The sequence below is a fragment of the Candidatus Nanobsidianus stetteri genome (genome assembly GCF_003086415.1).
Taxonomy (GTDB): domain Archaea; phylum Nanobdellota; class Nanobdellia; order Nanobdellales; family Nanobdellaceae; genus Nanobdella; species Nanobdella stetteri_A.
On record NZ_QEFP02000010.1, the window covers coordinates 1 to 21,734 of the forward strand.

General features: G+C 25.4%; 22 protein-coding genes. 3 read left to right on the forward strand and 19 right to left on the reverse strand.

Features of this window, described 5'->3' with window-relative positions:
• Positions 1-20: 20 nt before the first annotated feature.
• From DDW03_RS01760 to DDW03_RS01795, 8 genes are all read right to left on the reverse strand, one after another.
• A complete protein-coding gene (locus tag DDW03_RS01760; RefSeq protein WP_228615348.1) occupies positions 21-620 on the reverse strand; it encodes a hypothetical protein in 600 nt (199 codons plus the stop codon).
• A 126-nt stretch (positions 621-746) separates the two neighbouring features.
• Positions 747-2,063 (reverse strand): ATP-binding protein, encoded by a 1,317-nt coding sequence (locus tag DDW03_RS01765; protein ID WP_228615349.1) that lies wholly within the window; start codon positions 2,061-2,063, stop codon positions 747-749.
• Positions 2,064-2,139: 76 nt separating this feature from the next.
• Positions 2,140-2,337, reverse strand: coding sequence for an Lrp/AsnC ligand binding domain-containing protein (locus DDW03_RS01770; RefSeq protein WP_228615376.1), 198 nt, complete (start codon positions 2,335-2,337; stop codon positions 2,140-2,142).
• A 34-nt stretch (positions 2,338-2,371) separates the two neighbouring features.
• Complete coding sequence (locus DDW03_RS01775) at positions 2,372-2,575, reverse strand: hypothetical protein (protein WP_228615350.1); 204 nt, start codon at positions 2,573-2,575, stop codon at positions 2,372-2,374.
• Between the two features lie 335 nt (positions 2,576-2,910).
• Positions 2,911-3,564: a hypothetical protein gene (locus DDW03_RS01780; RefSeq protein WP_228615351.1), complete on the reverse strand. Its 654-nt coding sequence runs from the start codon at positions 3,562-3,564 to the stop codon at positions 2,911-2,913.
• A gap of 340 nt (positions 3,565-3,904) precedes the next feature.
• Complete coding sequence (locus DDW03_RS01785) at positions 3,905-4,576, reverse strand: hypothetical protein (RefSeq protein ID WP_228615352.1); 672 nt, start codon at positions 4,574-4,576, stop codon at positions 3,905-3,907.
• A 163-nt stretch (positions 4,577-4,739) separates the two neighbouring features.
• On the reverse strand, positions 4,740-5,552 hold the full coding sequence (locus DDW03_RS01790; protein WP_228615353.1) for a hypothetical protein: 813 nt from the start codon (positions 5,550-5,552) through the stop codon (positions 4,740-4,742).
• Positions 5,553-5,918: 366 nt separating this feature from the next.
• The gene (locus DDW03_RS01795) at positions 5,919-6,377 is read right to left on the reverse strand and encodes an Lrp/AsnC family transcriptional regulator (RefSeq protein WP_228615354.1); all 459 of its coding nucleotides are present in this window, start codon (positions 6,375-6,377) and stop codon (positions 5,919-5,921) included.
• A 203-nt stretch (positions 6,378-6,580) separates the two neighbouring features.
• On the opposite strand from DDW03_RS01795, the gene DDW03_RS01800 reads away from it, so the two are divergent.
• Together DDW03_RS01800 and DDW03_RS01805 are read left to right on the forward strand one after the other, a co-directional pair.
• Positions 6,581-7,513, forward strand: coding sequence for an asparagine synthetase A (locus tag DDW03_RS01800; protein ID WP_228615355.1), 933 nt, complete (start codon positions 6,581-6,583; stop codon positions 7,511-7,513).
• Between the two features lie 436 nt (positions 7,514-7,949).
• The gene (locus DDW03_RS01805) at positions 7,950-8,114 is read left to right on the forward strand and encodes a hypothetical protein (RefSeq protein WP_228615356.1); all 165 of its coding nucleotides are present in this window, start codon (positions 7,950-7,952) and stop codon (positions 8,112-8,114) included.
• 327 nt (positions 8,115-8,441) lie between these two features.
• Here the strand turns inward: DDW03_RS01805 and DDW03_RS01810 are convergent, their stop codons facing one another.
• Genes DDW03_RS01810 through DDW03_RS01830 form a run of 5 tightly spaced genes read right to left on the reverse strand, consistent with a single transcriptional unit; the run spans position 8,442 to position 15,193 of the window.
• Complete coding sequence (locus DDW03_RS01810) at positions 8,442-8,615, reverse strand: hypothetical protein (protein WP_228615357.1); 174 nt, start codon at positions 8,613-8,615, stop codon at positions 8,442-8,444.
• On the reverse strand, positions 8,575-8,919 hold the full coding sequence (locus DDW03_RS01815) for a SprT-like domain-containing protein (RefSeq protein WP_228615358.1): 345 nt from the start codon (positions 8,917-8,919) through the stop codon (positions 8,575-8,577). Before DDW03_RS01815 ends, DDW03_RS01810 begins: the two co-directional genes overlap by 41 nt.
• On the reverse strand, positions 8,903-12,367 hold the full coding sequence (locus DDW03_RS01820) for a type I restriction endonuclease subunit R (protein WP_228615359.1): 3,465 nt from the start codon (positions 12,365-12,367) through the stop codon (positions 8,903-8,905). The genes DDW03_RS01815 and DDW03_RS01820 overlap by 17 nt, the downstream gene beginning before the upstream one ends.
• Positions 12,364-13,656, reverse strand: coding sequence for a restriction endonuclease subunit S (locus tag DDW03_RS01825; RefSeq protein ID WP_228615360.1), 1,293 nt, complete (start codon positions 13,654-13,656; stop codon positions 12,364-12,366). The genes DDW03_RS01820 and DDW03_RS01825 overlap by 4 nt, the downstream gene beginning before the upstream one ends.
• On the reverse strand, positions 13,649-15,193 hold the full coding sequence (locus DDW03_RS01830) for an N-6 DNA methylase (protein ID WP_228615361.1): 1,545 nt from the start codon (positions 15,191-15,193) through the stop codon (positions 13,649-13,651). The genes DDW03_RS01825 and DDW03_RS01830 overlap by 8 nt, the downstream gene beginning before the upstream one ends.
• A gap of 519 nt (positions 15,194-15,712) precedes the next feature.
• On the opposite strand from DDW03_RS01830, the gene DDW03_RS01835 reads away from it, so the two are divergent.
• Entirely contained in the window at positions 15,713-16,060 is a 348-nt protein-coding gene (locus tag DDW03_RS01835) for a DUF234 domain-containing protein (RefSeq protein WP_228615377.1), read from the forward strand.
• A 149-nt stretch (positions 16,061-16,209) separates the two neighbouring features.
• Here the strand turns inward: DDW03_RS01835 and DDW03_RS01840 are convergent, their stop codons facing one another.
• The 6 genes from DDW03_RS01840 to DDW03_RS01865 form a co-directional block, all read right to left on the reverse strand.
• Positions 16,210-16,758 (reverse strand): hypothetical protein, encoded by a 549-nt coding sequence (locus DDW03_RS01840; RefSeq protein WP_228615362.1) that lies wholly within the window; start codon positions 16,756-16,758, stop codon positions 16,210-16,212.
• Between the two features lie 177 nt (positions 16,759-16,935).
• Positions 16,936-17,613 carry a hypothetical protein gene (locus tag DDW03_RS01845; protein WP_228615363.1) on the reverse strand — a complete coding sequence of 226 codons (678 nt, stop codon included), beginning with the start codon at positions 17,611-17,613 and terminating at the stop codon, positions 16,936-16,938.
• Between the two features lie 464 nt (positions 17,614-18,077).
• On the reverse strand, positions 18,078-19,166 hold the full coding sequence (locus tag DDW03_RS01850; RefSeq protein ID WP_228615364.1) for a chorismate mutase: 1,089 nt from the start codon (positions 19,164-19,166) through the stop codon (positions 18,078-18,080).
• A gap of 391 nt (positions 19,167-19,557) precedes the next feature.
• Complete coding sequence (locus DDW03_RS01855; RefSeq protein ID WP_228615365.1) at positions 19,558-20,181, reverse strand: hypothetical protein; 624 nt, start codon at positions 20,179-20,181, stop codon at positions 19,558-19,560.
• A gap of 183 nt (positions 20,182-20,364) precedes the next feature.
• Positions 20,365-21,045, reverse strand: coding sequence for a hypothetical protein (locus DDW03_RS01860; protein ID WP_228615366.1), 681 nt, complete (start codon positions 21,043-21,045; stop codon positions 20,365-20,367).
• A 168-nt stretch (positions 21,046-21,213) separates the two neighbouring features.
• Entirely contained in the window at positions 21,214-21,717 is a 504-nt protein-coding gene (locus tag DDW03_RS01865) for a hypothetical protein (protein ID WP_228615367.1), read from the reverse strand.
• Positions 21,718-21,734 lie beyond the last annotated feature (17 nt).

Below are 21,734 nucleotides of genomic sequence, written 5' to 3' on the forward strand. Positions count from 1 at the left end.
TAATTCTCTACCTAAGAGATCTAATTCTTCTTTACATTCTTCTTTAACTTTTTTGCTAATTCTTTAAAGTTTTTTTCATCTAATTTTCCATCAAACATTTTTTTATCTCTATAAAAATTATAACCCCAAGTATCATTTATTATGTTAAGTGGTGATATGCCTTTTGTAGCATCTTCCAAGATACTTGTAAGCAAACCTATAAATACTAAAAACTCAAAAACCTTGTAAAGCTCTTTTTCATCCATATATTTTCCATATTTTTCCTTTATATCATTCCAAAACATTTGAAAAATAGGATCTGATAGAAGTTTATTTAGTATACTCTCAAAACCAAATATATTTGCAGTTATTTGGATCTCTCCATCATTAAAAGGCGAATCATAAAGAAAAAGAGTAATATTTACACCCATATCCTTCTTATTATTATCATCATTATCATCATTTGTAATTCTATTTATAATCCTTGCTACTTTTTCTACAACCATAATTCTCTTAAAATATTCTATTATGTGTTTCGGAGATCCATAACTCATATATATTGTGTTTATAATTTCATTTATAAACTTTTCTAATTTTTCTTCAGATAAATATTTCATTGAAGCATAACTCATATATACCATAGTATCTTCTACACTGGCTTTTTTAATAGCCTTTGCTATAAATACATATCCTAATGTATGTGGGTTTATTTGCAGTTTAAAAGGTTAAAAATTAAAAATTTAGGTTATGATATATTTTTAGAGCCATTAATGTAGTCTCTCATATAGTTGTGATCTTTTTTCAAGCGTTTCATGACAATGCTTTAAGAAATTATAAATATAAGAATTTATAGAATAGATCTTAATTTTAGGACTTTCTTCATAAATTTCTTTTATGTATGTTGAGTTTTTATATATCTTTCTTGTTTGTTTAATGGGAGGTTCCAGGTGTATATTTCCAATGTTTTGCAAAGCATCGAAATCTTTTTTATTGCGAATTTGGAAATCAAGTGGAGGGTTTACTATATAAAAGCCTTTAGAGTCTACTTTATCAGTTATCCTATCAAAATTTTTATTTAGTTCAATTAGAATTCTTAAAAACAAGCGTTCTTGGGACTCTTCTATTTTAAGATCCTCTTCATTATCATAATAATGCTCTATTGATAAACTACAACATTTTATATCTTTATATGCTTTTCTTAGATCAGATATCTCATGTAAAATTAATAACATTGGAAAGACATAATCAGGCTCAAATTTTGCTAAGATATTAATTTCGTCAATATTTTTTCGATTTTTTATGATATATCTCATAACTTCATGGGCTTTATCTTCTCCATAAAATGCACCCCACAAGAAATCGACATCCTTATTATTGTAGTTAGCTTCATGATTTTTATTTAGCACATTTTTCACATAGCTTAAGTAAGTTTCTTCCATATTAGGTGTCTCATTACTGCCAATACTGATAGGTTCTTTCCATAAAATTATCAGTGAACGCATCCTCATTATAGCTCTTCGAGCTAATGATAATGAAAACTGATTATTAACAATATGTGCTAATCGATATTCTCCAATTTCCCATATTTTACTTAGTAATTTTCTTGTAGTACCGATGATACCTCTATTAAATACACCAAATAAATGATAAGCATCATCTAATATAATAGGGTGTGGGAATGATTTACCTTTTTCTTCTATTTGTTTTCCATGTAGCATAATTCTACCCAAGTAATCATAAGGTAAATAGCAAAAGTCTAAATATATAGAATTTTTAATTTGTTCATCAGTGTAACCTAGATTTTTCATAATATGCTTGTAAATTGCTATAGATAATGTAGACTTGCCTGCACCAGGTCCACCTAGAATTAATAACCAATAATCTGTATCAAAAGCCGAACTTATTGAGTCAGTAATATACTTAGAAATGTCTCTTAAAAAGGTTATCGGATTTACAAAAATATCTGTTTTAATGTTCTGGGCTTTGGTAGATAATAATTTGAAAGCTTTTGTTTCTTTAAATAAATTTAATATATCTATAGATGTTAATCTTTCTATATCCGAAATGTTTTTTATATCTACCATAATATATTATTATTTTGGAATTTTTAAATTTTTGTGAATTTTATTTAAAGATTTTTATAAAAAATATAACTTCGAACTATAAGTTAAGAAAAGTCGTTTCCTTTATACTTTCAAAAACTATTAAAGATACAGTTTCTTTTACTCCTTTAATTTCTCTTATCTTATCTAAAACTGCTTTTCCTAAACCCTCAACATCTTTTTCTCTAACCTTTGCAATCATATCCCAATCCCCAGCTATTATATGGACTTCTTGAATTTCTGGTAAGTTTGCAATTTTCTTAGAATCTTTTTATAATTAACGATAAAATTTATTTTCCAGAAAGTATATTCATTAATTCTCTAAATCCTTCTAATTCTTCTTTAGAAATTCCATATAATCCAGCAACTACTAAATCAATTTCATCTTCAACTTTTTTAAGTTCTTCTTTTGCATTAATATTTTTACAATAATCAGGTTTATTATTGGAATATATGCATTTTGCTAATTCATGATTTTTTAAATAAATCAACAATAATATAAATACAAGAGAAATATTAGAGAATCTAAAAGAAAAATTAAAAGAAAAATCTGAATATTTAAATTTAGATATAAAAAAATAAATATTATATAATATTTGCAAAGAGTTTTAAAGAAAGAATTAAAGATGATAAAACATATTTATTTGATTTAAAAGATTTAGAAAATATAATGTATTGAATATAAGAATTAAATAATTTGTTATCGGTTAATTTCATAATATTTTATTGGATATATTATAAAATTATCAATTAAAAAATTTTTAATTTGTTAGAATAATAATAAATTACTTTTGAAATAAAAATCTAATAAAGGCTAAAAAAGTTAAATTTAGAGGACCCCTCGCTGCAAAGATACTTTCATATAAAATATACCCTCGTCATAAATAGCCGAATTACCATTTATACTTAATTCTGGAATTGCTTTTTTTGGCTTATCTAGATCCATAGAGATATCTGTACGTGTATGATACTCAGGTAATTTTAGATATAATATTTTATGAATATCTAGAATTTTCTCTTTTATACTGTCTATGAAAGAAGTGATTTGATGAGAATATCTAAGTCTTTTATCATCATGATGAGGGCATTCAATATGATAAGGTGAATGTTGTGTGTCTAAAAGACACAGAAATTCTTTATCTTCATAAAGGTACATTATAATATCATTTTCACATAATATAAGTTCATTACTAAATTTCTTACAATACGAATATGCTACTGTATTGGATTTTTTTATTTCAGATATATCAGTCTTTTCTTTTACATATTCATATATTTCATTAAATAATTCCTTTAGACCTTTTACATGATCTCTTATACGATATTTTAATTCCCATATATTAAGGTTTTCCATTATCTCAAATATTTTTTCAGAGCTTTTATTTAATTGTTGATCGTATTTTTGACTTTTATCAGTTTCTTTTAGATGTTCCTCAATTATTTTCATTAAATCCTTTCTTCCATATAGCTGTTGGCTATCCATACTATTATACTATATAAAAGATTTGTAAATTTATCTTATATTATAATCATGTAATTGTAATGGGCAAATATTTTAAAAATAAAATATCTATAATTATAAACTCAAAAATAAAAATTAGCAAATGAATAATTAAAGATTATCCATATTTAAGTTCTATAGATAGTATATTAAATAATTTAAATATTAGAGCGTGATATAAAATTCTTGAAAATTAACGTATAGAATATAATAAGAATTAAATAATTTGTTGTTATCAATTATTGAGCTAAATAGATTAGCATTAATATACTCTTTAATATAATTATTTTTGAAATAAAAAATCTAATAAAGGCTAAAATAGTTATGACTTAGGACGAAGATAACGGTACCAACGTATTGAAATTTTATATATACTATCTATATATTCAAATTTATGTCTACTTATACTTATTTTTGGATTCTCTCGTATTCGCTTTTTTAAATCTATAGAAGCATCTGCGAATATATTCATATATTGATCGCCCATATTCGTAAGTTCTCTCGGATCTAATAATATATCATCTAATATATTTAAAACTGATTTTTTTATACCTTCTGGGAAAGGACATTTTTGAAGAGGATCAGATAATATAAATGTCTTACCATCATAATCAAGGCATTCAATTTTATAAGATGTTCGGTCTAAACTACACAAAATATGTACATTTTCATCTTCATCATATTTATAATGATGATAATAAATATATGTTAGAAGATGATTGTATACACTCCTATTATAAATATCTGACGTAAGATAATTATATTCGGGTCTCATATATTCATTAAAAGGTTCATTAGCATCTTTATTATAATGCAAACCTACGTATGCTTCGAGTCTTTTTGCTTCAGATATACCAGCCTTTTCTAGTGCTTTTTCAACCAATTCGTTTAATGAGTCCTTTAGTTCTTCTATATCATATACTACTCGTTCCTTAAGTTCTTCTATTAAATTAAATGTTTTTTTATAACTTTTATCCGGTTGTTGCTTGTTCATATTATTACATTATATAAAAATTTTAAATTTATATTGTATTCTAATTATATAATTGTAATAAACAAAAAATATAAATTCAAAGATAAAATTGACGACTATATAATTATAGAATAATAATAAATCACTTTTGAAATAAAAAAAATCTAATAAAGGCTAAAAATAGTTATGACTTAAAAGAATCATAAAAGGGTGTGGTCACATCAGTATAATATCTGCCAAAGACCAAAATTAGCCTGGCCTTTAATGGACCTTTGTCATATTCAATTTCATAAGTATTGCTACTTGTTTTATGTGTACTTATTCTTGCATTCTCCATTGTCTGCTTGTTTAAATCCCTAGAAATCTCTCCATATATACGTATATACTTATATATCTCATCCATCTCCTTAAGTACAGGGTCTACTGTAGATAATGTATAATATATACCTTTAAATGGACCTATTATACTGTTTATATCGTTTATGGGAGAACTAGACTTGGGTAACTCAAATGCTGATTCAAAAATATAGCGAATACTATATTGAATGCATCTAAATCTATCATAATAATCTCTTGAGTTTGAATAACACTCAATTATTTTAGTACTATAAGACTGTATTTTAATATAATGACTTTCACAGTGCAGGCCTCCGTAATCCTGTTTACTAAAAATCAAGTCTACTCTTGCATCATATATTCTTATTTCAGGTAGATTAGTCGCTTCTTGTACTTTTTTAACAATTTTGTCTAATGCTCCCTCTAGTTGCATTATAGGAAATCTTAATCCGCTATTTAACTCTGGTATTTTTTTAGAACTTTTATCAGTTTTTTCTAACCATTTATCAATTCTTTTCCCTATATCAGATATTTTTTCAGAATTTTTATCTGATCTTTGATTAGATCTTTTACTTTTATCAGTTTTTTCTAGCCAGTCATAAACGCTTTTTAATATCTCAGATATTTTTTCAGATTTTTCATCTGATTGTTGATAGTCCATACTACACACTATGTAGGAAAAAATTTATAAATTTATCTTATACTATAATTATATAATTGTAATAAATAAATATTTTTAAAAATAAAATATCTATAATTATAAACTCAAAAATAAAAAATTAATGACTAAATAATTAAAGATCAATCAATATTAAAAGTAATTTGGTTAGATAAAAATAAACAGAACTTAATGTAAAAGCTAATACTATTCTAAGAATTTCTGATACTATTATATTTATCATTATTATCACAATAATATAAGTAAAACATAAAAATGAATATTTTGACCATGTTGCTTTCTATAAAACCTATTTCACAGTAAAAATAAACCTTATTCAAATATTTTTATAAAAAATATAACTTCGAACTATAAGTTAAGAAAAGTCGTTTCCTTTATACTTTCAAAAACTATTAAAGATACAGTTTCTTTTACTCCTTTAATTTCTCTTATCTTATCTAAAACTGCTTTTCCTAAACCCTCAACATCTTTTTCTCTAACCTTTGCAATCATATCCCAATCCCCAGCTATTATATGGACTTCTTGAATTTCTGGTAAGTTTGCAATTTTTTCTGCAACTTCTCTTTGTTTAATACCTGCAGAGGGATCATATTTTATTAAAACAAAAGCCAAAACATTTTTACCAATAGCTTTAGGATCTAAAATTGCTCTATATTCTTTTATTATTCCTGCATTTTCTAATCTCTTTATTCTAGCGAAAATTGTAGTCTCTCTCATTTCTGTAATTTGAGAAAGTTCTCTTAATGAAAGTTTGCAATTCTTCTGTAAAAGTGAGAGTAATTGTTTATCCTTTTCATCTATCTTCATAAAAAATTAATATTTTTTTAAAGTTTAAGTATTTTATTCAAAATACCTTTAAACTTTATGAAATTTATACATACTATATCCTATCAATTGGTAAATTAAATTTTGAAAAATATTCAATTTTTATATAGAATTTAAGTAATTTTTTGAATACCTTTCAAAAAATTTTATAAAAAATTTAAGAACAGGTAATACAAATATTAACAATGGCGGTAGAAGAAATGATATCTCACCTAAAAGAAATGAAGCCAATACTAAGAATACAGACAGTAGTACTGAAGGAAATGCAGTCATTCATGGTAGGAAGAGGCTTTGTACAACTACTACCAATAGTAACATCAAAATTTACAGATCCATTGGCACCAGATCCAGGATCCAGCGTTATATTCACACCATCATTCGAGTATTATTCGCAGAAACTAGTAATAACACAGAGTATGATTTTGCATAAGCAGCTATCCCTTATAGCAGCAGATAAAATATTTATATTCTCACCAAACGTTAGATTAGAAAAGAGTGAAAGAGGTAAAACAGGAAAGCATGCTTTTGAATTTACACAAATGGATTTCGAAATGGCATATGCAAAGATGAAGGATGTAATGGATTTAGTAGAAGATTTAGTAATACATGTAATCAAAAAAGTTAAAGAAGAATGTAAAGAAGAATTAGATCTCTTAGGTAGAGAATTAAGAGTTCCTTCAAAACCATTCAAAGTTTATAGATATTCGGAAGTTTTAGAAAAATATGGTAGTGATGATGCTTTAAGTGAAAAAGAGAAAGATCCATTCTGGATTATTGATATAAAAAGAGAGTTCTATGATAAAGAAGATGAAGAACATCCAGGTCATTATTTAAACTATGATTTGATTTTGCCAGAGGGATATGGAGAAGTTTTATCTGGAGGAGAAAGAGAATATAAATATGAGAGAATTATGGAAAAGATGAAAGAATTAGAAAAAGAAGGTAGAGATTATTCATCATATAAAGACTATTTAGAAGTTGCTAAAATGGGATTATTAAAACCAAGTGCTGGAGGAGGAATTGGTGTTGAAAGATTATTGAGATTCTTAACAGGAAAGAGACATATAAAAGATGTTCAATTATTCCCAAGAATTCCTGGCGAAGAAGTAGTTTTCTAGATTTTTCTTTAATAAATTTTTTATTTTTAATAAATATTTTAGAAAAATCAAAAAGGTTAGAAATTGCAATTTATTAAACTAGATAATGAGAAAGGTTTATTAATAGAAAAATTTTTATATAAGTAAATACAAAATTTGATATAAGCTTTAGTATAGTATAGTTAAATGAATAATATTTAATTAAATAATATAAAAAGTATTATCGACATAATAAAAGTTATAGATTATCTATATAAATGCTTATTTTGCATAGTTTAATGCACAACAGATTTGAGAAGGAAAAAGAATATTATAAAGGGATAGTGCAATAATAATAAAAATAATATAAGCAAAAAAAGTCGCAAATGACATAAAAATAGCTACTCTTAAATTTACATTGGACAGAAATTTATAAGCAATTAGATTTGTTATAAAAACCGAAATTAGAATTACTAAAATGACTGTAAATATTTCTAAGGTTATTATGGTTGCATCAATAGGGTATGAAGAATATATAAAGTTAAAGATAATTATTGTAAAAATAAAAATTATAAAAGATGATATTCCTGAAAGAGAAGTAATAGTCCAAGTTCTAGAAAATGATATATTTAAATTAAAATAACTTTTAGCAAATGAATAAATAAGTTTTGAAAATATATATGAATATCCGATCCAACCTAACATAAAAGGTGACAAGAATATTAGAAGGTTTTTTACTGCAATAATTACTGATGTTATCATGCTTAAACTAGCCATTTTATAATATATTATTGCCTTATATATAAATATATTTTGAGGATTATTAGAGTGTTATTATTGTTATAATTGAAATATCTATGTCTATGAAGAATTTTATCAAAAATAATTTAGTGAGAGTAATATTATTTATTTATATTAATTGAATAAAATTGGTTATGAAAAATATTTATGTTCTTATAATTAATAAAATCTATTTTCCAGATAATATATTCATTAATTCTTTAAATCCTCCCAATTCTTCTTTAGAAATTCCATATAATTCAGCAACTGCCAAATCAATTTCATCTTCAACTTTCCTAAGTTCTTCATTTGCATTAATAGTTTTAAAGTAGTTTAGTTCTAAGATTAGATTTTTGTATTGCACTATATATTTCTGTTTCATATTTAGTAATTTCATCCATACTATAAATAGAAAGAAGTTTATTTAGAAATTTTGCTCCATGACCTTTGGTGTTAGTTAATTTATGAATTACTTCATGAACTATAATATATGTAAGACAATCTTCACTAACATTTTTGAAAATATCTTCGTTTATTACAATAAGATCTTTTTCCCAATCATAATATGCTATCGCTCTAATTTTTTTAGTTAATATTTTAATTGAATCAACTTTTGTTAAATCTATTACTTTAGATTTTATATTTTCAATATCAATTTTTGTTGTCATTTTCATATAACCATCTAATTATCTGATCCTTTATTTTCTCAACTAATTCGACTTTAATATATCTGTCTTCTATTTTTATATTTTTACAGTTCTTTACAATATCTATCTTTAATAGCTTTTCTAGCTCGCTTTCTTTGCTATCTATAATATATTTTGCATCTTTGAAAGATTTATTTTTTATCATATCTTTTATCTTATTTAGAAAATCTGATAGCTTATTGAAATTTATTTCTTTACAAGATTCGCCAAATTCTTCAGTTAATGCTAATCTTATAGAATATAGTATTTTATCTATATCATTCATTTTATTTCTATTTTCAGAATATTTCGTTATTTGATCATAAATTGATTTCAATTGACGTAATATCTCTTTAGTATCTTGTTTTCTAGCAATCCAGTCTTCTTCTAATTTATTTAATATTTCCGATACTTTTTTATAAAAAGGATCAATGTCTATATCTTCTTCTATTTTCTTATGTATTACTAGAAAATATGCATATGTTTTATTTTTAATCTCTTTTTCAGATATTTCAGCCATTTTTTCTAAGATTTTATCATTAATAATTGCACTTTCATCTTCTTTAAATCTTTCAATTTCCGTTTTATCGTAGATCAAATCTAGTATTTCGTTGAGTAATTTATTTAAACCTTTTATTTTTTTATTTTGTTGACTATTTATTAATCTTAATAAAATTTTAACTGTATCTATATCATCTTTATATATTATTTTAGTTGAGGAATTATTATATGGAGATAGAGAATTATAGAATTTTATAACTTTAACTAAACTATTTATTGTAGACTTTAAATTACTAATTTGTTTTGATAAATTTTCATCATATATAGAATCTAAGTTGTTGAAATAATAATAAAATCTTATTTTTCTTATTTTATCTTCATATTTTTTTATCCAATTTTCTGTCGATTTTATATCTCTTTTAAGTTCATCCAAATCTATACTTAAATTTTCTCCATTAACATATAATGATTTTAGATTATTTTTAACTTTATCAAAGCATTTCTTAAAATTCTCTTCTTCAGTATTTTCATCTTTTAGAGTAGTTTCTAATTCTTCTTCTATATTTTTTATATCTTTTTGTTGCGATAGCAATCTATTATATTTAATTAGTGTCTTCTTTAAATTTGGTAAAAGACCTATAGAATCTACAACTAATCCCGTTTCTTTTCCAGGGAAGGGTCTATTCACTCTTCCAATAGCTTGAAGTAATTTGTGACTATAAATTGGTTTATCTAAATACATAACTCTTAATTTAGGATAATCAAAACCTGTAATAAGCATATCTGTTACTATTAAAATCCTTGGATCCGATGAATTCTTGAAGTTATCTATAATATTAGAATTAATTTCATCAAAATCTTTAATTCCGTATTTATTTCTTAATTCTTCCATATATTGTCTAATATCAGGATCTGTTTCATTATAATTATATGTCATTACTATTTCAGACCAATTTTTAGCTTGTTCTCCAAATGTTTCAATTAGATGTTTATCAAGATATCTTTTCATTAATACACATGCTTTTCTATTAGCCATTACTATCATAGCTTTAAATCTAAATTCTGGTATTTTAATATTAAAATCCTTTGATTTATTGTTTATATCTATCGTTTGTGTATCTTCTAAAATATGTTCTGTAATATATTTGGCCAATGCATCAATTCTTTTTGGATTTAGTAGAAATACTTTTATTTCATTTATTATATTTTTTAACTGCTTATCAGAGATATTAATATTATCTTGTTCAAAATATTCACTAATATCTTTTCCTTTTCTTTCATTTTTCAAATATTCTTCTATATATTTTTCAATTTCATTTTCATCTAATTGGAATCTTATACTATTTTCTCCTTCCTTTATAGACTTATATATTATTGGTAATGTAGCCCCATCTTTAATTGAATCATTTATAGAATAGGCATCTAAATAAAATTCATTCAGATCTGGATAAGAAAATTCTTTCAGAGTGTTTTTATCTTCATTAAGTATTGGTGTTGCGGTAAAACCTATAGTTATAGCATTGGGAAATGCTAATCTTCTAACAGAAGCTAGTCTACCATATTGACTTCTATGTGCTTCATCAATTAAGAATAATATTTCTTTTTTATTGGGAGCTCCTAATTTAAAACATTCTTCAATTTTATTCTTATCATTAAGTTCTGAACTCTTTATCTTTTCGTATTCTGAAGGATTTGATGTTTTAAGATAATCCAAATATTCATCTTTTAATTTACAAAGAAGATTAATTATTCCTTCTCTTTCTTCGTTTTCTAAATCTCCTTTTTGAAATTTTTGTATAGTTACTATATAAATTCCACGGGGAGCAGTTTTACCATTGGAAAATTCAGATTCTTTAATTTGTTTTATTAAATGATGAAGTTCAGAGATACTATTAATCTTAGTAATATTTTTATAATTAGTTAAAAGTTTATCATGTATTTTAGAAAAGGTATCTGAATGTTGCTTTTCTAGATCTTGTCTATCTACAACTATAAAAATTATAGGACTTCTATCTGAATAATTAAGTAAGAACTTGTAAGCTATAAAGAACATTGTATAAGTTTTTCCACTTCCAAGCCAATGCCAAATTAAACCTCTATTTTTATTCGATTTTTCATCTAGATATTCTTTTATTCTATTAAAAGATTTTTCTGCAGCTCTATATTGATAATATCTGGCAGCTATTCTATAATAATTATTGTCAGATTTTATTACAAAGACATAATATTTTAAAAAATTTAATAAAGTAGTAGGATTTAAAAGATCATATATATTATCTTTTCCATCTATTTTCCAGATTTGTAGATTTTTTTCTCTAGGTTTATTATCATAATTTGGAAAAATAGGTACATAACCTTTTTCCTTACCAATTGCAAATCCTATATGAGTCATTTTGGCAAGCTCTGGGGCTTTTATTTCATATATAGAAAGTTGATTTAATGCTTCGTATTCGGTATCTGGAAGTTCTCTTTTTATTTCTACTAAAGCTAATGGAATACCATTTATAAATAATGTAAAATCAGGTTCAATAATATCTATACCTTTAAATTTTAATTCATGAGCATAAATAAATGAATTTTTTGATATATTATCATAGTCAATAAGTTTTAAATTAAGACTAGTAGATGGGTCTTCAGGATTATCAAAGGTTATACCATGTTTTATATAATCGGAAAATTCTGATAAAGTAGAATTTTGGATTTTTCTTTTTATTTCATTTAAAATCTTATTTATACTATTGTTAGATAATTTATTAAATATATCCTTATTTATTTCTCTTATTTTTTTATCTAGTTCTTCCTCTATGATATATGAAGGAGATATACTATGTTCTTTAAGATCAGGATAAGAATTAGTAATATTTTTCCATCCTAGCTTTTCGATATTCTTTATAAAGTGATTATGATCTACTGAAATCTCTAGTCTCATTTTAGGTCACCTATTGCGATCGAATTTACCCTTATCTTGCCCGTCATTAAAGCCGCTAATAATTTTTCTTTCAATTTCTTCATATAATCTAAATATTTTGTTTCAGTCTCAATTTTGTTATCGATTGTTGAAAGTATTTCTGCTATTTTCTTCTGTTCTTCTAATGGGGGTAGAGGTATCTTAATTGATTTTAATTTGGATGCTTGGATAGTTTTAATGGTAGTTTGTGATGAAATATTATCCAAATTTTTCTTAAAAAAATCTGATAGGAAAAACTGTTTAAAAAATGGAGGATAGCATCTTAAACGATTGAGCGAAATTTTCATTAAATTAGCCGTTATGTTTGCTCCTTCTAGAAATTTAGGAACTATAGCAACTTTTCCCAAAGTTCCTCGTACTGATAGAACAAAATCACCTTCATTTAAGATAGTTCTATAAAATCTTTTAGAAGTTTCTTTTGAAATAAATCTATATTTACTTAGATCGTCTTCAAGTTCTCCATTTTCTTTTATAAGTTCTGCTCTAACTTCCGGAACCCCTTCATTCATTCCTACATATTTAATATTGTAATAGGTAGGATACCTATATATATCTATAGCTATCTCTTCAAGCTTAACAATTTCCCAATTCTTTGGTATCTTTCCAATCTCTGTATCTTTAAATTCTTTATGCCATATTTTCCCAGTAATAAGTAAATTTAATGTTTTTTCTTTTAATATTTTTAGTTTTTCAATTAAATTTGTTGTATCTATAATTATAGTATCTACAGTATTAAGAATTTCAACAATCTTTTTTTGTTCCTCTAATGGAGGGATAGGGACTGAGCTATTTAAAACTATTTCAAGTGTAAGATTGGGTTGAGTACTCTTTTTAATAAATTTACTCCAATAAGGTTTGAAGTATAGATACCAATAATATAAAAATTCTGTATCTATAATATTCTTATTAGGTATTATTCCTACAATTGCTTGATTTGTCGTTACTGGTATTTTATTAATTGCAACAAATCCTATAGAACCATAAATTGTTAATAGTAAAGAATTCTCTGGAACTATCCAAGCATTAGAATTTTCTAATCCTTTTTCAGTAATGAATTCTTCAGTATTATATAGATACTTACTAGATTTCGTTATATCTTGTGCCTTTACAAATGGAATATTTCCGTTCCAATACTCGGGAACATTTGTTCTAGGTGTTCCTCCAGATTTTGCTTTTATTATAACATCTTTTAATTTTCTTACTTCCCAATCTTTAGGAAATTTTATAAATTCATCATTATATTCACTCATTTTTATTAACTATAATTCTAATTATCTCTTTCAATTCCTTTTCCTTTTCTTCCCTTTCTTTTTTAATCTCTTCTATATTTTTCCATAATTCTTTTATTTCATCTATACTTACAGAATTATTATTCTGAATTTTTGTAACATAATTGGATACATTTAAATTGTAATCATTTTTTATTATTTCTTCTATGTCTACTACTCTAGAAAAACCAGGTATTGTTTTAAATTCTTTATATATTTCTACTATTTTTTGTATATGTTCATTGCTTAGTTTATTTAATTTTCTAACTTCGAGATGTTTAACATAAAGATCTGTTGCATCTATAAAAAGAATTTTTCTTTTTCTATCTTCTTGTTTTTCTTTATTAAATATTATTATTATTCCAGATGCTTGAGTATTATAAAATAATTTTTCTGGAAGTAGAATTATTGCTTCTATCAGATCATCATTAACAATTTTTTCTCTGATTGCTTTTTCTTTTCCCTCTCTAAATAAAGCACCTTGATCTAGTATAACTCCAACTTTCTTTTTAGCATAATATAACATCAACTGTATCCACGCCCAATCTGCAGTATTATTTGGGGGAAAGCCATATTTGTAAATTTTGCGTAAACTAATATCATTACCCAATATTTCTTCACCATATCCATCTTGATTCCATGGAGGATTGGCTACAACATAATCAACTTTAAATTGTGAATTTTCATCAAACTTAAGCTTTTTTAGACTATCTCCTACCTGAATTTTTATTAAATTTTTTTCAATTCCATGTAATATAAAGTTTAATTTAGCTATTGCTGCCATATCTGGATTATATTCTTGTCCAAATAGACCAACTCTACTAACTCCACCTTTTTCTTTTGTATATTTATAAGCTTCTATTAACATTGCTCCAGATCCCATGGCAGGATCTAATATATCAGACCCAGGTTCTGGGTCAATTAATCTTATTAATAATTTAATTACTTCATATGGTGTATATACCTCTCCTTCTTTACCTTTGGTTGGAGCAAATTGAGCTAAAATATACATGTAAGCATCTCCTATAATATCATAATCAACGTTAGAAAAATCCAACTTATCAAATATTCTTTTTATTTGATCGAGTCTGGCTTTATGTTCGCTTTCCAAATGTGAAATTCCTAATTTATCTAATAGAGCTTTCATTAAATCTTTGCTTATAATATCAGGATTTAATTCAGCAAATTTTATTAAAGCATTTTGGAATTCTTCTAAATAATTACTTTTCTTAGTTATTTCTTTCCATGTTATTAATTCTCTATTATTTTCATCATACATCTTAAAATCAGAGTTTGCTATAATATAAGCTTCTTCTCTAGATAGTCCTTCTTCTTTAATTATTCGGTTAACTTCACTTTCATATCTATCACTTATGGCTTTATAGAAAAGAAATATTAATAGTGATCTATAATCTAAACCTGTTCTAATTAAATCAGCACCTTGCTTCAAAGTTGTAAATAAATCTTTTTTTGATAATTTAGTAGAATTATTTAAGTAATCATTAATTGTCTTTTCCATATATTTTATCAATCTATTAAGGGTTTATAAAGATAAAAGTAATATTCATAATTAAAATAATTCTGCTCTAAAGATTAGAACATTATCCTATAGTTTTTATTGATATAAATTCTCTTATCTGATATGATCCACTATTTTATTATTGTTTAAATCTTTCTGAGAAAGAAAGTAATTATTTGCATCAAAATTTATATCAAAATATAATGAATATCAAGAAAGAGCAAAGAAATTATTAGAAAATGCATATCCTGAAATAAAGGATAAAGTAGAAATATTAGATGCAAATAAAATAAAAGGATTAAAAAATATACTAAGTAAATATGGAGATGAAATAAAGAAATTAATAAATTTGGGAAAGTAAATATTAAGATCATACAATTTTTTAGTCCTTTAAACATATTATCTTAAGCTATAGATTTACATTATAAAGGGTAATTTAAACGATAATAAACTTTATATATGTATAATTACAATTGGTATAATTATGATTATACAAAATTTCAAAGATAGAAAAGAAGAATTAACCTAGGATATGTTTTTGAAGATATAGCAAAACAATTTTTAATAAAAAGCAAATTATTTAAATTTACAAAAATTGGAAAATGGTGGTATAAAGATAAAGAAATAGATTTGGTTGCATATAATGAAAATACAAAAGATATATATTTTATAGAATGTAAATATTCTGATAATATAAATGCAAAAGAAGTATTGGAAGATTTAAAAGAAAAATCTGAATATATAAATTTAGATATAAAAAATAAATACTATATAATATTTGCAAAGAGTTTTAAAGAAAGAATTAAAGAGAATAATTTACATTTATTTGATTTAAAAGATTTAGAAAATATAATATATCGAATATAAGAATTAAATAATTTGTTGTTATCAATTAATTTCATAATATTTTATTAAATATTTTGCAAAATCATCAATTAAAAAATTTTCTAATTTGTTAGAATAATGTAATTATTTTTGAAATAAAAATCTAATAAGGGCTAAAAAATTATAGCTTATTAATAATATTGGTAGTGTATATTAATATTAGGTTCTTCCTTTCCATGTCTAGAAGCAGTTACTGTTATACGCATTCTTTGCTGATCACCCATATCTGTAAATGCTTCTGGCTTTGATACACCTAATGCAATTAGAACTAAATATTTCATACCATCTAGGAAATTAGCGATTTGGGGCAAATCAGATAATTCAAATGATGACTTACTGCTATAATGAGTGCAGCGAAGTTTATTAGGTGAAAATGTAGAGTTCGAATGACATTCAATTTCATCCTTGTCTTTTAGAGAATTAAGAACGTATAATGTAAAATCATAGTTATCGCACTGAATACCTCCATACATACCTTTACGACAATCCAAACTACCTGCTAAAGAGTATCCTCTCACCCCAAATTCTTTTATTCCAAAGTCGTTGGTAGCCTTTTCTTTCACATATGCAGCCGTTCCTAGTAATAAGCTATCTAGTTGGCTTCCAATAAGTTGTAACCCTTTATTAATTTTTTCTCCCTGTATTTTTTCAGGTTCTTTATATAGTTGTTGGCCGTCCATACTATATATCATATGAGAAAAATTTATAAATTTATCCTACACCATAGCTATATAATTGTAACAAACAAATATTTTTAAAAATAAAATGTTTGTGATTATAAATTCAAAAAATAAAAGATAATAATAGAATAATATAACTACTTTTGAAATAAAAAATCTATAAAGGCTAAAAAATAGTTATGACTTAGAAGAGCGATTTAAGTACCACCAGGTAATATTAACATTAAATCCATTCTCATTATATTTAAATTCATTATTATATTCACTTTTATGTATACTTATTAATGGATTTGCTTTTATTTGATTGTCTGGATACCCCGAAGCCTTTATGACTATATTCATACTTTTATTACCCATATTTGTAAGTTCTCCTTGATCTAATATATCATATAATATATTTAGAGTTGATTTTTTTATATCTTCTGGGAAAGGACATTTTTGAAGAGGATCTGATAACGTAAATTTTTTACCATTATAATCAGAGCATATAATTTTATAAAGTAGTGGGTTTAAATGACATGAAAGTACTTTTCTATTACCTTTTTTATTATAATAAATATATATTGTAAGATAACCATATTCACCTTTATTATAAAAGTCTTCTATAAGATATGTAAGATAATTATATCCATGCCTCTTAAGTTTACTAGTAATTTCATTAAAATCAAAATATTTAGGGTAACTTAAACCTATGGATGCATCGAATATTCCTATTTCAGATATGCCAACCTTTTCTAGTGCTTTTTTAACCACTTCACTTAATGAGCTCTTTAGTTTTTTTATATCATATTCTAGTTCCCATTGTTTAATTTTTTTCATTAAATCGGAACTTTTATATAGATATTGACTGTCCATACTATTACATTATATAAGAAAAATTTATAAATTTATCTTATACTATAGTTATATAATTGTAACAAACAAATATTTTTAAAAATAAAATATCTATAATTATGAAATCAGGGCATAATAATTATTTGATAGTCTAATCGTCTTCTATTTAAGTTCTCTGGATAGTTGTTAAATAATTTAATATTAAAGTATGATATAAAATTCTTGAAAATTAATGTATAAAATATAAGAATTAAATAACTTGTTGTCAATTCTTGAGTTAAATAGATTAGTATTATACTTAACCAGATCTCTTTACTTTTTCGGCAAGTCAAAGTTCTAAGCGTTTTTGGCCAATCTGTAGTATGTTAGCATACTTCTTGAAGATAATCTCAAATAAAGATCTATTATCATCTAGACTAGGTTATCTAGTCAGGCAACTAAGAGTTCTTTATCATAAAAGTTAAGGTACCTTACACTAAGTCTCTCTATTCTTTACTATCTCTTTTAGTGTCAACCGGTCTGCTATCTTCTTGCGAATGATGAATATCTTTTCCCAACCTCTTAAAGAGCTCTGAAATAGTTTCTATCGCAATCTTTCTTGCTATAAAAGCGTAAGGGTTATTTTTTTGGATCTCCATTACTATGTCCTCCTGAGAGCTCACTCTATTTATAATCCTCATCAGATCCTTGAAGGTCACAGTTTTCATGACTTCTATCTCTTTCTTGACACCCAATACTTTTGCCAACTTATTGTAACTTTCCTTCAAGGCCAGCAAATAAAAGTGAGAAAGTACCTGAACTACTGCCATAGCCTTATCGTGCTTCTCAGGGTCGCTAATGATAACATTCAATCCAGCCGACTTCCAGAAAGAGATAACGTCGCTTATGTCTTCACTAGTTTTAGAGGGTATGACTACTATATCCTCTCCTATTGGGTTTGATTGGGGACCGAAGAGAGGATGAGTGGAGACGAACCGGAAAGATTCCTCAATACTGATTCTCTCGAGGAAGTCAAAGTTGTCTCCCTTAACGGAGAGGATGTCCATCACAGTCTTTCCTCTTAATGCAGTCTTCAGGTTAAAGAAGTAATCTCCCTTGATTGCCTCGGGTGGTAGGGCTAAAATTATGTAATCCCCCCATTTCAGAGCTTCATTCTGGGGCATATAGACGCATCCAGATTCCTTTGCAACATTCTCAGCTTTATCAGAGTTCCTGCCCGTTATTACCACATTGTGTCCGGCTGAGGTGAGAAGCTTGGCCAAAGCTTTGCCCATGCCTCCATATCCTACTATAGTTACTCTCTTGGGATAGGAATTGGTAAGCTGAACTTTCTTAGAGTAATACAAAATGGAGTTTACAAGTTCTCTTGCCAATTCTTCAGGAACATTCAGTTTTTTGGAATTTTCGACCCAATTCTTTAGTACTTCTGCTTCCCTAGTCTCATCTTTAATAGGTAAACCTAACATATTCTTAATCTCAGCTATTTTTCTAGAAATCAAAAACCTTTGAGAAATTAAATAAAGGATCTGATAATCTATCTCATCTATTTTATCTCTCAGTTCTTTCAGGCTCATTTTATTAACTCAATGTGGATTGGTTTATGATGCTCTCCAATCTTCTTATTCAGTGATATCCTCATCAAAGTTTTATTATTGATGGTCTGATGATTGGAACTGTTAGGTGCGTCGTTGTATCTGGAGTGAACAACTATAAACTTCACTTCTAGGTTCATCACGATATGACAGTCTTTGATTGTGCATTTTCAGCCATTTCGTTTAATGAGTTCTCTAAATGTTTTATGGGAAAATCAAATATTTTTTCAGAACTTTCATATAATTGTATATTTTCCATAATATTGTAATAAGCAAATATTTTAAAAAATGAAGTATCTATAATTATAAAGTTAAAAATAAAAATTAACGGCAAAATAATTATGAAATAATAATATAGTACAATCCAGAAGGGCTAATATAAGTTACAAAACATTGTAATAGTAGATCTACCATTGTAATAAATAAATATATTATCATCTATAATTATTACTGGATTCTCTATTCTTTGCTTATATGGATCTGTAGAAACAGTTGCTCTCATGTGTATATATTGATTACCCATATGCATAGGTACAGCTGGATGTAATGTATTATGTATACTTCGAATTGAATCTTTTATACCCTCCCTAAAAGAAAAGCCTCTAGGATTTTGGGGAGAATCTTGGGGAGGATCATATAACTCAAACGATTTACCAATATAATCGGTACATTTAATTTTATAAGATATTGTGTTTGAACGACACTCAGCTAATTTATATTTATCTTCATTATAAAAGGATGTTGTAATATCGTATCCGCACAACATAAGTCCATCACTATGCTTATGGCAACCCATATCTATTTCGGTAAGGTTTTTTCTTATTTCAGATAAATAAGTCTTTTCTTTTACTTCTTTAGTCATCCACTTTAATAAGTCCTCTAATTTTTTTATATGATCATTTAGTCTTTTTTTAGTTTCTTCTTCCGACAATCTATTAATTTTTTCCATTAAATCAGATATATTTTCAAAACTATTAACCGGTTGTTGATCATTCATACTATTATACTATATAGAAAAATTTATAAATTTATCTTATACTATAGTTATATAATTGTAACAAACAAAATTATAAAGTCAGAGACGGAAATTAATAACAAAATAATTATAGAATAATATAATCATTTTTGAAATAAAAATCTAACAAAAGTTAAAAAATTATAACTTAAGAGGAATATAAATCTACAACAAAGTAATCTCAATCTTAAATATACCCCCATCGTATTCAAATCTAAATTCATTATCATATGTACTTCTAGATATACTTATTTTTGGATCCTCTTCTGTTTGATTTTTTGAATTCATAGAAAAAATTGCGATCATATTCTTATATCGATTACCAATATTCATAAGTTCCCCTGGATATAATATATCATAATATAATATATCTAGAATTTTCTTTTTTATATTTTTTGGGAAAGGACAACTTTGATGAGGATCTGATAAACTAAATGATTTGCCATCATGACTATCACATTTAATTTTATCAACTAGATAATCTAAACTACATGAAATTATATCATCTCCGCTATAAAAGTTTGCTGTAAAATAATTATATTTAATCTTATTATAAAAGTCTTCTGTAAGATAATTATTATTATAATTATTATAAAAGTAGTCTGTTATACTATAATATTCCTTCCCTATAGATCCATTAAAATTTTTATCTTCCCTGCGATGCAAACTCATGGATATATAGAATTCTTTTATTTTAGATATATGAGCTATTTTTTCTACTTCTTTAGTCATTTCGTTTAACGAGTCCTTTAGTTCTTCTATATCATCTCTTAGTTTCCATATGTTAATTTTTTCTATTAAATCAGATGTTTCTTTAGAACTTTTATTTAATTGTTGATTATACATACTATTATACTATATAAAAAATTTGTAAATTTGTATTATATTTTAGTTATGTAAATTGTAATAAACAAAATTATAAAATCTCAAAGATAAAAATTAACAACTTAATAATTTTAGAATAATATAATCATTTTTGAAATAAAAAATCCATAATGGTTAAAGACGTAAAAGTTAAAAGTACTCCAAATATGATGGTTTAAAGACATCAAAGTAAAAAGTAATCTGAATATAAGATCTACCATTGTAAAAGTTTATAGAATTTTTACCTATTTTCATTTCTGGATTCGCTTTTGTTGGATGGTCTGGATTCGTAAAAGCATCTGTTTTTATATGTATAACCCTATATTCCAGCCTATAACTTTCAAGTAACTTTCCAAACCTTAGCATACTAAAGGCAGATAGAATAGAGCTTTCTACTCTCTTTATGAAAGAAAAGGGATCTTCAAAATAAAATAAGGGCTCATAACCATCATGAGTGCATCCAAAATTATAAGGTGAACCATCCCAGCCTGTATAACACATAATTACTTTATTTTCTTCAATATGAAGGCGTGCATCAATATAACGTTTACAAGACAAAGACAAATCATCAAATTCTAGACATATCAAATCTATTAATGTATGAGCTTTTTTTATTTTAGATATATTAGCTTTCTCTTGTGCTTTTTTAACCATTTCGGATAATGAGGCAT